9 protein-coding genes are annotated in these 12,309 nt (G+C 59.9%); 6 read left to right on the top strand and 3 right to left on the bottom strand.

Going from position 1 to position 12,309, the window contains the following annotated elements:
- Positions 1 to 2,124 (top strand): DNA gyrase subunit B (locus B2S33_RS03145; RefSeq protein WP_288649809.1); only part of this gene is annotated, 2,124 nt, incomplete at its 5' end.
- 278 nt (positions 2,125 to 2,402) lie between these two features.
- Here the strand turns inward: B2S33_RS03145 and B2S33_RS03140 are convergent.
- Positions 2,403 to 3,701: a sigma-54 interaction domain-containing protein gene (locus B2S33_RS03140; RefSeq protein WP_088522806.1), complete on the bottom strand. Its 1,299-nt coding sequence runs from the start codon at positions 3,699 to 3,701 to the stop codon at positions 2,403 to 2,405.
- Positions 3,702 to 3,931: 230 nt separating this feature from the next.
- On the opposite strand from B2S33_RS03140, the gene B2S33_RS03135 reads away from it, so the two are divergent.
- Genes B2S33_RS03135 through B2S33_RS03125 form a run of 3 tightly spaced genes read left to right on the top strand, consistent with a single transcriptional unit; the run spans position 3,932 to position 6,940 of the window.
- Positions 3,932 to 4,816: an MBL fold metallo-hydrolase gene (locus tag B2S33_RS03135; protein ID WP_104926659.1), complete on the top strand. Its 885-nt coding sequence runs from the start codon at positions 3,932 to 3,934 to the stop codon at positions 4,814 to 4,816.
- 37 nt (positions 4,817 to 4,853) lie between these two features.
- Positions 4,854 to 6,125, top strand: a complete 1,272-nt coding sequence (locus B2S33_RS03130; RefSeq protein WP_027913300.1) for an NAD(P)/FAD-dependent oxidoreductase — start codon at positions 4,854 to 4,856, stop codon at positions 6,123 to 6,125.
- Entirely contained in the window at positions 6,122 to 6,940 is an 819-nt protein-coding gene (locus B2S33_RS03125) for a sulfite exporter TauE/SafE family protein (protein ID WP_104926660.1), read from the top strand. The genes B2S33_RS03130 and B2S33_RS03125 overlap by 4 nt, the downstream gene beginning before the upstream one ends.
- Here B2S33_RS03125 and B2S33_RS03120 read toward each other — a convergent pair.
- Positions 6,929 to 7,816, bottom strand: a complete 888-nt coding sequence (locus B2S33_RS03120; protein WP_027913298.1) for a LysR family transcriptional regulator — start codon at positions 7,814 to 7,816, stop codon at positions 6,929 to 6,931. The genes B2S33_RS03125 and B2S33_RS03120 overlap by 12 nt on opposite strands.
- Positions 7,817 to 7,984: 168 nt before the next feature.
- Here B2S33_RS03120 and B2S33_RS03115 point away from each other — a divergent pair, with 168 nt between their 5' ends.
- Together B2S33_RS03115 and B2S33_RS03110 are read left to right on the top strand one after the other, a co-directional pair.
- On the top strand, positions 7,985 to 9,631 hold the full coding sequence (locus tag B2S33_RS03115) for a GMC family oxidoreductase (protein WP_288649806.1): 1,647 nt from the start codon (positions 7,985 to 7,987) through the stop codon (positions 9,629 to 9,631).
- 93 nt (positions 9,632 to 9,724) lie between these two features.
- A complete protein-coding gene (locus tag B2S33_RS03110; protein WP_027913296.1) occupies positions 9,725 to 11,344 on the top strand; it encodes an MFS transporter in 1,620 nt (539 codons plus the stop codon).
- Positions 11,345 to 11,523: 179 nt separating this feature from the next.
- Here the strand turns inward: B2S33_RS03110 and B2S33_RS03105 are convergent, their stop codons facing one another.
- Positions 11,524 to 12,306: a lysophospholipid acyltransferase family protein gene (locus B2S33_RS03105; RefSeq protein ID WP_027913295.1), complete on the bottom strand. Its 783-nt coding sequence runs from the start codon at positions 12,304 to 12,306 to the stop codon at positions 11,524 to 11,526.
- Positions 12,307 to 12,309: the final 3 nt, after the last annotated feature.

Genomic DNA, 12,309 nt, shown 5'->3' with positions numbered 1-12,309 from the left:
CTGCACGCAGGCGGTAAGTTCGATGACAACTCCTACAAGGTATCCGGTGGATTGCACGGGGTAGGCGTTTCGGTCGTCAACGCGTTGTCCGAGCAACTGATACTGACGGTGCGTCGCAGCGGCAAGATCTGGGAACAGACGTACGTCCACGGTGTGCCTCAGGCGCCGATGGCCATCGTCGGTGAAAGTGAGACGACCGGTACTCACATTCACTTCAAGCCGTCCGCAGAGACATTCAAGAATATTCACTTCAGCTGGGACATCCTGGCCAAGCGTATTCGTGAGCTGTCTTTCCTGAACTCGGGCGTCGGCATTCTGCTGAAAGACGAGCGCAGTGGTAAGGAAGAGTTCTTCAAGTACGAAGGCGGCCTGCGGGCATTCGTCGAATACCTGAATACCAACAAGACGCCGGTGAACGCCCAGGTGTTCCACTTCAGCGTACAGCGCGAAGACGGTGTGGGTGTAGAAGTTGCTCTCCAGTGGAACGACAGCTTCAACGAGAACCTGCTGTGCTTTACCAACAACATCCCGCAGCGCGATGGCGGTACGCACCTGGTGGGTTTCCGTTCGTCTTTGACGCGCAGCCTGAACAGCTACATCGAGCAGGAAGGCCTAGCTAAGAAGAACAAGGTTTCCACCACTGGGGACGACGCACGCGAAGGCCTGACTGCGATCATTTCGGTCAAGGTGCCCGACCCCAAGTTCAGCTCGCAGACTAAAGACAAGCTGGTATCGTCAGAAGTAAAAACCGCTGTCGAGCAGGAGATGAACAAGTACTTCTCTGACTTCCTGCTGGAGAACCCGAACGAAGCTAAGGCTGTCGTCGGCAAGATGATCGATGCTGCGCGCGCCCGTGAAGCTGCACGCAAAGCGCGTGAGATGACTCGCCGTAAAGGCGCACTGGATATTGCGGGCTTGCCAGGCAAGCTGGCTGACTGCCAGGAGAAGGACCCTGCCCTGTCGGAACTCTACCTGGTGGAGGGTGACTCTGCAGGCGGCTCTGCGAAACAGGGGCGTAACCGTCGGACCCAGGCCATCTTGCCACTCAAAGGCAAGATCCTGAACGTAGAGAAAGCTCGGTTCGACAAGATGATTTCGTCCCAGGAAGTCGGGACTTTGATCACCGCGCTGGGCTGCGGCATTGGCCGGGAAGAGTACAACATCGAAAAGCTGCGGTATCACAACATCATCATCATGACCGATGCTGACGTTGACGGTTCGCACATTCGTACGTTGCTGCTGACCTTCTTCTTCCGTCAGTTGCCAGAGCTGGTCGAGCGCGGCTACATCTACATTGCTCAGCCACCGTTGTACAAGGTCAAGCGCGGCAAGCAAGAGCAGTACATCAAGGACGATGAGGCCATGGAAGAGTACATGACCCAATCTGCCCTGGAAGACGCCAGCCTGCACCTGGACGAATCCGCGCCGCCGGTATCCGGCGTGCAACTGGAAGCCCTGGTCAACGAGTTCCGCGGTGTGATGAAGACCCTCAAGCGTCTGTCGCGCCTGTACCCGCAGGAGCTCACCGAGCATTTCATCTACCTGCCTGAAGTCACTCTCGAGCAGCTGGGTGATCATGCGGTGATGGAAGCCTGGAAGAACCAGTTGCATGAGCGCCTGAATTCGACCCAGAAATCGGGCCTGGTCTACAAGGCCAGCCTGCGTGAAGACAAGGAACGTAATGTGTGGCTGCCTGAGGTGGAAATCACCTCCCACGGGCTTGCCAGCTACATCACGTTCAACCGTGACTTCTTCGGCAGCAACGACTACCGCACCGTGGTCAACGTGGGTGCCAAGCTTTCCAGCCTGTTGGGTGAAGGCGCTTATGTGCAACGTGGTGAGCGTCGCAAGGCCATCGTCGAGTTCAAGGAAGGCTTGGACTGGTTGATGAACGAGACCACCAAGCGCCATACCATCCAGCGCTATAAAGGGCTGGGTGAGATGAACCCGGATCAGTTGTGGGAAACCACCATGGACCCAACTGTGCGCCGTATGCTGAAGGTCACCATCGAAGATGCAATCGCGGCTGACCAGATCTTCAACACCCTGATGGGTGACGCCGTTGAACCGCGCCGTGACTTTATCGAAAGCAATGCATTGTCGGTGTCCAACCTGGACTTCTGATCAGCCTTGACCGTTGCACGACCGGGCAGCTTCGAAATTCGAGCCTAACCGGTCATCATCAAGCCCGCGCTAGCGGGCTTTTTCATTTCCAATCTCCGGGTAGGCACGCTCACCCCGCATTAGCTCAAGGGTGTAATTCAGAATGGACTTGCAGTGGGTCATACGCCTCGACCTTGAGTGCTTCAAGTTTTGAAAGCAGCCAATCGCTGACATGATTCTGCAAGGGTGACGTGCGACGAGGGTAAGCAGTGGCCCAGATCGAGCTTGTGCGTAGGGGATCAATGGTCCTCGGCAATGCCCGCCGCTTTCAAACGCCGATACAACGTACGTTCGCTGATACCCAAGTGCTTGGCCAGCTCACTGCGCGACCCCCTGAACTGACTAAGCACCTGTAGGAGATCTGCTGGCCGACTTCCGTGGGCGCGCACTTGGGCAGGGAGCGACACCACGTCTTCGGGCAAGTGTTCTGGCTGAATGACGCCTTCATCGGCAAACAGCCGTGCCCGCTCCAGGATGTTGCGTAACTCGCGGATGTTCCCCGGAAACGGATACGTCATCAGTCGATCGAGAGCAGCATTACCGAGTGTGGGCGCGCTGGGCCCTGCGATTCTTTTCAGCAGGCTTTGGACCAGCAGAGGCAGATCCTCGATACGCTCGCGCAGTGCAGGCATCCGGATAGGGAACCCACTGATCCGGTAGTACAGGTCCTCCCTGAACGTGCCGTCGGCCACCATCTGCCTCAAGGGTTTATGGGTTGCCGACACCAGGCGGAAATCCGAATGCACGGTGCGCAGGCTGCCAACAGGCCGGAAGCTGCCGGTTTCGATCAAGCGCAGCAGCTTGACCTGCATGGCCAAGGGCACTTCACCGATCTCGTCCAGGAACAGCGTGCCGCCGTGGGCAGCTTCTGCCAGGCCGGTCTTGCGCTGGTGAGCACCGGTGAATGCACCCTTCTCGTAACCGAACAGTTCGCTCTCGAAAAGCGCCTCCGTTAGGCTCGTGCAATCGACCACGACCAAGGGGCCATCGGCCTTGGGGCTGCCCATGTGCAACGCGCGCGCAAACAGTTCCTTGCCCGTGCCGGACTCACCCTGGAGCAGGACAGGGATGTCAGCCGGCGCCGCACGTTGCAAGCTGGCCAATGCCGCCGTGAATGCAGGTGCCTGGCCAACGAGCCCTTGCTCTTGCGGCTGGGCAGATGCGATGACGATACGGGTGAGCCGTTCGACGAAAGCAATCACCCTGCCCTGCTCATCCAGGATCGGCCGAAGTTCGACATCCACATGTTCCGGTCCGCGAGGGGTGTGATGCACATGCAGCACGCGCTCGGGCACCTTGCTGGACCAGGCCTTGCGCATCGGGCAGTCCTCGCCGGCCTGGTCGCAGGGAACGTGGTAATGGTGTGAGACCTTGTGACATTTCTGCCCAAGCGGCGCCTGCTGGTCCTGACCGAACTGACGTCGATAAGCGGCGTTGGCGGCCAGAATGTTGTAGTCGGTGTCCAGTACGATGGCGGGCAGGACGTCGTGCTCCAGAAAAGACACCAAGGCAAGCACTGAGGGGTGAGGTTCGGACATGACGGCACCAGTCGGATAACGTGTTCGAGGGTAGCAAGGACTGCCAGCCGCTGCCATCGACTGACACCGCACTGCCACTCTTCACTGCCAACGAAGCGGCCATCTGCCCATGACCCGCCAATCCAGGGCCCCAGGCAGGCATCTGTGCGGTGGCATGTATCTTGATGGGGGGTAGATGTGGCGCCCCTGAAACCGTGCAGCAAACGGGGCTAGCCGAATGGGAGACTTGAATGATCATTGGCAAAAACCTTCACGTGGAAGCGTTCTTCGACAGCGCCACCTCAACCATCAGCTATCTGGTCATGGATGGCGAAACGCGCGCTTGCGCCTTGATCGACAGCGTTCTGGATTACGACCCGAAGGCCGGGCGCGTGACGACGTCCTCTGCGGACTGCCTGATCGAACGTGTGAAAGCGCTGGGTGCTCAGGTGCAATGGATACTGGAAACCCATGTGCATGCAGATCACCTGTCCGCTGCTGCCTACCTCAAAGACACGCTGGGGGGGCGCATTGCAATTGGAGCTTGCATCACCCAGGTCCAGAAAGTCTTCGGCAGCTTGTTCAACGCTGAACCTGGCTTCGCCCGTGATGGTAGCCAGTTCGACGTGCTGTTCGACGATGAAGAAATTTTCCACATAGGCAATCTGCAGGCTAAAGCCCTGCATACCCCTGGGCATACGCCTGCCTGCATGAGCTATCTCATCGAGCATGAAGGCCAGGCGGCAGTCTTCGTCGGCGACACGTTGTTCATGCCGGACTACGGGACTGCGCGATGCGACTTCCCTGGTGCCGATGCCCGGACCCTGTACCGCTCGATTCATCGCCTCCTGGCGCTAGGGGATGGCACCCGGCTGTTCATGTGTCACGACTACCTGCCCGAAGGGCGCGAGCTGCGCTACATGACCACCGTGGCCGAGCAGCGCACTCAGAACATTCACATCCATGAAGGTATCGACGAAGACAGCTTCGTGGCCATGCGCGAAGCGCGTGATCGAACGTTGGACATGCCTGTCCTGATCCTGCCCGCCGTCCAGGTGAACATGCGCAGTGGCCAGTTCCCAGCCCCTGAGGCCAATGGGGTGCGCTACCTGAAGATTCCCCTCAATACGTTGTAGTCAGGCACATCCCATAATCAGACAGTCAGGATCGACCATGCCCGCCGTGCCCTCCTCCGTTCCAGCGTTTCATCACCAAGTCATCATCATAGGCGCCGGTGCTGCCGGCATTGCTACGGCGTCCAGCCTCCTCCAGCGCGACCCCTCGCTGGACATCGCCCTGATAGACCCCGCCGAGGTTCATTACTACCAACCCGGCTGGACCATGGTCGGTGCCGGGGTCTTCGATGCCCCGAGCACGGCTCGGCCGATGTCGTCGGTCATCCCCCGCGCGGTGCGCTGGATCAAGTCACAGGTGCAAGGGTTCGATGCACAGTGTCGCAAGGTCCTGCTGGCAGATGGCAGGGCCTTTACCTTTGAACAGCTGGTGGTCTGCCCTGGGCTGAAGCTGGATTGGGCGGGCATCGAGGGGCTGGCAGACACCCTGGGCGAGAATGGCGTCACGTCCAATTACCGCTACGACCTGGCGCCCTATACCTGGGAGCTGGTGCAGGGCCTCAAGCAAGGCCGCGCCGTGTTCTGCCAGCCGCCCATGCCCATCAAATGCGCTGGCGCCCCGCAAAAAGCGCTGTACCTGTCCTGCGACCACTGGCTGCGCCAGGGCCGGCTGGGCGCCGTGCAAGCCAGCTTTTTCAATGCCGGCAATGCCTTGTTCGGGGTGCCCGCCTACGTGCCCGCCTTGATGGCTTACATCGACAAGTACTCGGTAGACCTCAACTTCGGCCATCGGCTGATCGCCGTGGATGGACCAAACCAGCAGGCTGTGTTCGCCCATACGCTTGCGGATGGCACCCAGCACCTTCGCACCGAGCCGTTCGACATGCTGCATGTGGTACCGCCACAGGTCGCCCCCGACTTCATTCGCCACAGCTGCCTCGCCGATGGCGCTGGTTGGGTGGACGTGGACCCCTCTACCCTGCGCCATCGTGTCTTCGCCCATGTGCACGCGCTTGGGGACGTGATCAATGCCAGCAACGCGAAGACGGCTGCCGCTGCACGCAAACAAGCGCCGGTGGTGGCAAACAATGTATTGGTGGCACTGGGTCGACGCACGGGCCTGGCGCACTATGATGGCTACGGCTCCTGTCCGCTGACCGTCGAGCGCGGCAAGATCGTGCTGGCCGAATTTGGCTATGGTGGCGCGCTCAAGCCGAGCTTCCCTCAGTGGCTCCTCGACGGCCGCAAACCCACCCGCTTGGCCTGGCTGCTCAAAGCTCGTCTGCTGCCGCCCTTGTATTGGCAAGGCATGCTCAAGGGCCGTGAGTGGCTGGCCAAGCCGGTTGCAAGAACGACCGAGGCAGCCCAGTGATCGATCAGACGTGGCTCAGCACAGGGCTGGGCACGATCATCGGCGCGGTCTTGGCGCTGACAGGTGCCGGCGGTGGCATCCTTGCGGTTCCGTTGCTGGTGTTTGGCCTGGGGCTTTCGATGGCGCAGGCTGCCCCGATCGGTTTGCTGGCTGTGGGGCTGTCGGCGGCGGTAGGTGCCGGCTTGGGCTTGCGCCAGGGCGTGGTGCGCTACCGTGCGGCCCTGTTCATCGCTGCGGTGGGTATCGTGTTCACGCCGCTGGGGCTGATGCTTGCGCATCGTTTGCCCAACGCACCGCTTCAGCTGATGTTTGCAGGCATCCTGATCTACGCGTGCGTGCGCACCTGGTTGAAGGCCCGTCAGCAATTGAGCGGCGCAAACCCAGGTGCACATCGCTTCATCGAGCCCTGTGTACTCAACCCCCTGCAGGGTCGTTTACGCTGGACGCTTCCGTGCGCGCGGGCGCTCGCCGGCACCGGGGCGTTGTCGGGGCTACTGTCAGGCCTGCTGGGCGTGGGCGGCGGCTTCGTCATCGTCCCTGCCCTGCGGCGCTACACCAACTTGCGTATGGGCAGTATCGTCTCTACCTCCCTGGCAGTCATCGCGCTGGTTGCCTTGGGCAGTGTTGCCACCGCCACCTTTGCAGGGAGCATGCGCTGGCAGGTGGGTGCGCCGTTTGCGCTGGGTGCGGTACTGGGCTTGCTGGTGGCCCGACCACTGGCGGCAAGGCTGGAGGGCCCGCGGCTGCAACAACTGTTCGCCATCGCAGGCTGGGCCGCGGCGGCATTGCTGATCAGCAAAGCGCTAGGGCGCTAGCAGCGCATCCTGCTCGGCAGCACACAGGTTCAGCAGGTAATCCCATACCACGCGCAGGCGTACGGATTTATGCAGTTCGCGCCGCGTGCAGATCCAGTAACTGCGCTGGATGGTTTCCCCTGGCAGCACCCGCACCAGCGTCGGGTCATGCCGCGCCATGTAGTTGGGTAGCACGGCGATACCCAACCCTGCACGCGCCGCCGCTTGCTGGGCTATCACGCTGGTACTGCGAAACACCACGTTCGGCGATCGGCAGAAGCTGTTGAGAAACAGCAGCTCCTGACTGAACAGCAAGTCGTCCACGTAGCCAATCCAACTGTGGCGCGCCAGGTCTTCGCGGTTGCGCAGGGGCGCGGCACGCTCCAGGTACGCTGCGCTGGCATAGAGGGCCAGCCGGTAGTCGGTGAGCTTGCGGGTGATCAGCAAGTCTGCACTTGGCCTTTCCAGGTGAATGCTGATTTCCGCTTCACGGTTGAGGATGCTGACAAAACGCGGCACCGCAACCAACTCCACTTCCAGGCCGGGGTAGCGCTCGAACAACTCATTCATCCGTGGCGTGAAGAACATGATGCCGATCCCCTCGGTCACACCGAGGCGGATCTTGCCAAGCGGCGTGATGGCTTGGGTGATTTCCTCCTGCGCCAGCAAGGCGGTGTTCTCCATGGCTTCGGCATGTTTGAGCAGCGCCTGTCCGGAAGGCGTCAGCTCATACCCTTGGGCATGCTGGACGAACAACGCAGTACCCAGGCTCTGCTCGATACGCTCGATGTGGCGCGCAACGGTGCTGTGGGTCGTCTCCAGACGCTTGGCAGCCGTCAACAAGCGCCCGCTGCGCTGCAGCTCCAGGAAAAACCGCAAATCATTCCAATCGAACATGCTGGTCCTTGCATATCTGTATCGAACACCCGGTTAGAGGCGCCGACGCTCCGAGAGGCATCGCTGTGCTTAAACGCACAACGGGTGCGCGAAATCGCGTGTTTCTTCCGCGAAATTACTCACTAAGCTGGTTGGGGACAAGAACAAAAACAGGCCCTGAGGTCCTCTATGTCATCAGTCGATTCTGCCTACGACTATGTGATCGTGGGCGCCGGCCCCGCTGGCTGCTTGCTGGCGAACCGGTTGTCTGCCGACCCGTCATGCCGGGTACTGCTACTCGAAGCCGGTGGGCGGGACAACTATCCCTGGATACACGTGCCGGTGGGCTACCTGTACTGCATTGGTAACCCCCGCACGGACTGGTGCTTCAAGACCGAGGCGCAGCCTGGGCTGCAAGGTCGGTCGCTGGGCTACCCCCGTGGCAAGGTCCTGGGCGGGTGCTCCTCCATCAACGGCATGATCTACATGCGTGGCCAGGCGGCTGACTACGATCACTGGGCTAGCCTAGGCAACCGAGGCTGGGCCTGGAAAGACGTGTTGCCGCTGTTCAAGCAAAGCGAAAGCCACCATGGCGGTGCCAGCGAATACCATGGTGCCAGCGGTGAATGGCGTGTAGAGCGCCAGCGCTACAGCTGGCCGATCCTCGACGCCTTCCGCGATGCAGCCGAGCAGGCGGGTGTTGCCAAAATCGATGACTTCAACACCGGCGACAACGAAGGCTGTGGATATTTTCAGGTCAACCAGCGTAGCGGTGTTCGCTGGAACGCATCCAAAGCGTTTCTGCGCCCCATCAAGCACCGCGCCAATCTGACTGTTATGACCGATGTGCAGGTGGATCAAGTGCTGCTAGGCAACACGCGCGCCCGCGCTGTCAAAACCCGTTGGCAGGGCCGCTGGCACGAGTTCTCGGCGCGACGAGAGATTGTGCTATGCGCAGGTGCAGTAGGCTCACCCGGCATCCTGCAACGCTCGGGCATTGGTCCGCAGCAGTTGCTGGAGGACTTGGGTATCGGGGTGCGCCATGCCATGCCGGGTGTAGGCAGCAATCTGCAGGATCACTTGCAGCTACGGCTGATCTACCAGATCGGCAACGCACGTACCCTCAACCAGATGGCCAATAGCCTGTGGGGCAAGATGGGCATGGGCCTGCGCTACCTGTACGATCGCAGCGGTCCGCTGGCCATGGCGCCAAGCCAGCTGGGCGCTTTCGTGCGTTCGAACCCCGACCAGGCCACTGCGAACTTGCAGTACCACGTGCAGCCTCTGTCCCTGGACCGTTTTGGCGAGCCGTTGCATCAGTTTCCAGCCTTCACGACTTCTGTATGCAACTTGCGGCCATTGAGCCGCGGGCGTATCGATATTCGCAGTGCAGACATGCACAGCGCGCCGCTCATCGACCCCAACTACCTCAGCGACCCCCAGGACCTGCGTGTCGCCGCCGACGCTATCCGTCTCACCCGGCGCATCGTGCAGGCCCCTGCCCTCGCAGCCTTTGCGCCCGAAGAATATCTGCCTGGACCTGCCCTACAAACTGAAGAACAGCTGCACGAAGCGGCGGCCAAGATAGGCACGACGATTTTCCATCCCGTAGGGACATGCCGCATGGGCAATGGCCCCATGGATGTGGTCGATGACCAGCTTCGTGTCCATGGCATCCCCGGCCTTCGTGTGGCAGACGCATCGATCATGCCCCAGATAACGTCGGGCAATACCTGTTCACCTACCCTGATGATCGCTGAAAAGGCGGCGCAGCTTATTTTGAAAGGAGCAGCCACAACGACCTTCCTCAACCAGGATGCACTACCAACACCCTGAAGGGGTGTGCAATACGGCAGCGCGTAGTCGGACGCTGTCGGCAGTGGAACAACAAGAATAATCACTGTGGCCTGCGGGCCGAGGACAGCAACGATGTCGGATTACATCCAAGAGCAGGATGCGGCCGCCAGCCGCCCCAGTCGTCGTGAAGAGCGCAAGATCATTTTCGCGTCATCGCTCGGTACGGTGTTCGAGTGGTACGACTTTTTCCTCTACGGCGCCCTGGCTGCCGTCATCAGCAAGCAGTTCTTCGCGGGCGTCAACGACACCACCGCGTTCATCTTCGCACTGATGGCGTTTGCCGCCGGCTTCCTGGTGCGACCGTTTGGTGCCCTGGTATTCGGCCGCTTGGGGGACATGATCGGTCGCAAGTACACCTTTCTCATCACCATCGTGCTGATGGGGCTGTCCACGTTCGCCGTTGGCCTTTTGCCCACCTATGCCAGCATTGGCATCGCGGCGCCGATCATCCTGGTCGTGTTGCGCATGCTGCAAGGCCTGGCGCTGGGCGGTGAGTACGGCGGTGCAGCCACCTACGTGGCCGAACATGCGCCACCTGGCAAGCGGGGCTTCCATACTGGGTTCATCCAGTCCACCGCCACCTTGGGACTGTTGCTGTCATTGCTGGTGGTACTGGGCAGCCGTTATGTAAGTGGCGATCAGTTCGAAACCTGGGGCTGGCGCCTGCCGTTTCTGCTGTCCATCGTGCTGCTGGGGATCTCGACCTGGATTCGAATGAGCATGCACGAGTCCCCGGCCTTCGTGAAAATGAAGGCACAGGGCAAGATCAGCAAATCGCCGATTCGTGAGTCGTTTACGTCTTGGCCTAACCTGAAGGTCGTGCTCACTGCGCTGTTCAGTATCAATGCGGGCCAGGCTGTCACCTTCTATACGGCACAGTTCTACGTGCTGTTCTTCATGACCCAGATGTTGAAGATGGACCCGGCCCAGGCCAACACCTTGCTGATCATCAGCGTCGTGATCGGCGCGCCGTTTTTCGTGTTCTTTGGCTGGCTGTCCGATCGGATCGGGCGCAAACCGATATTGATGCTGGGCCTGCTGTTGGCCACGGTGCTCTACTTCCCGTTGTTCAAGGCCCTTAGCTTCTACGCCAACCCGCAGATCGACACCGCCAGCCGCCAGGCCCCCATCGTCGTGACCGCTGACCCGAAAGGCTGCACCTTCCAGTTCGACCCTGTGGGCAAGGCGCGCTTTGATAGCCCCTGCGACAAAGTAAAGACCTTCCTGGTCAAGCAAGGCTTGCCCTATAGCTCGGTAAGCGTTGACGGCAGCGAAGTGGTCGTGAGCATCGGCGACAAGACCATCAATGGCTATGACGAGGCGGCCATGCGCGCGGCGGTCGAGCAGGCAGGGTACCCCGCCAAGGCTGACCCGGCCCAAGTCAACAGCGTGATGGTGGTGGTGTTGATCGTGGCCATGATCCTGATCGCCACGATGACCTACGGACCGCTGGCTGCCGTGATGGTCGAGCTGTTCCCTACGCGTATCCGGTACACCTCCATGTCCTTGCCGTATCACATCGGTAATGGCTGGTTCGGCGGTTTCCTGCCCACGGTATCGTTCGCCCTGGTGGTTTACACCGGCGATATCTTTTACGGGTTGTGGTACCCGGTACTGGTCACGGGCATCAGCCTGATAGTGGGCATCTTCTGTCTCAAAGAGACCAAGGACGTGGATATCGACAAGGTGTGATTCGCTGAACCACCCCACAAAAAAACCGGCTCTAAAAGCCGGTTTTTTTATGCCGTGAAAAAACTTATGCACGTTTTTAGGAAAAATCAACAAAGAGTAAATATGTAGCTAATTCATAGGGTTAGCTTATTTTTGCAACAGCTAATCCATAATTTGCTCACATGTTATCCACAAGCCGCTCAGGCCTCGGCTTGCGTGCTTTCTTCGACCTGCGCAAGCGAGCCCAGGGCCCGTTGGGTGGCTTCGTTCCAGGCCTGGGCGCGGTCATTGAGCTCGGCAATGGCGCGAGGGCCTGTGCCGTTGGCGTACATGGGTTCGCCGATCACCACTTCGATGGTGCCGGCGTGCTTGCCCCACCCATTCTTCGGCCAGTACTTGCCCGCATTATGGGCAATGGGCAACACCGGGAGCCCAGCGTTTACCGCCAGCGCCGTCCCGCCCCGGGAGAACTTGCCCACCGTGCCAAAGGGTACGCGTGTGCCCTCCGGGAAGATCAGAACCCAGGTTTTCTGCTTGAGCAGTTCATCGCCTTTCTTGGCCACTTGGCGCAATGCTTCCTTGGGGTTGTCGCGGTCGATGGCAATGGGACGCAGCATGGCCATGGCCCAGCCGAAGAACGGCACATACAGCAGCTCACGCTTGAGCACCTGGCTGAGCGGAGAGAAATACTGAGACAGGAAAAATGTCTCCCAGGTGCTCTGGTGATTCGACAAAATCACACAGGGCTCGGCTGGCACGTTTTCAGCGCCGGTAATCTTGTAATCGATGCCTACGATGACGCGTGCCAGGAAAATAGCGCAGCGGCACCAGTACACATTGATGAATTTGTAGCGCTTGGGGAACGACAGAAACGGCGCAATGAAGAAGCTCAGCGAGCACCAGAGCAGCGAACTGGTACCCAGCAGCAGGTAAAAAAGAAAGACTCTGATCGCCTGCAGGATCGACATAGTGGTTTGTACCATTGC

It is taken from the genome of Pseudomonas sp. UBA5568 (assembly GCF_002425525.1).
Lineage (GTDB): Bacteria > Pseudomonadota > Gammaproteobacteria > Pseudomonadales > Pseudomonadaceae > Aquipseudomonas > Aquipseudomonas fulva.
Note: the sequence above shows the minus strand (reverse complement) of the source record. Positions and strands in the feature narration are given on the sequence as shown.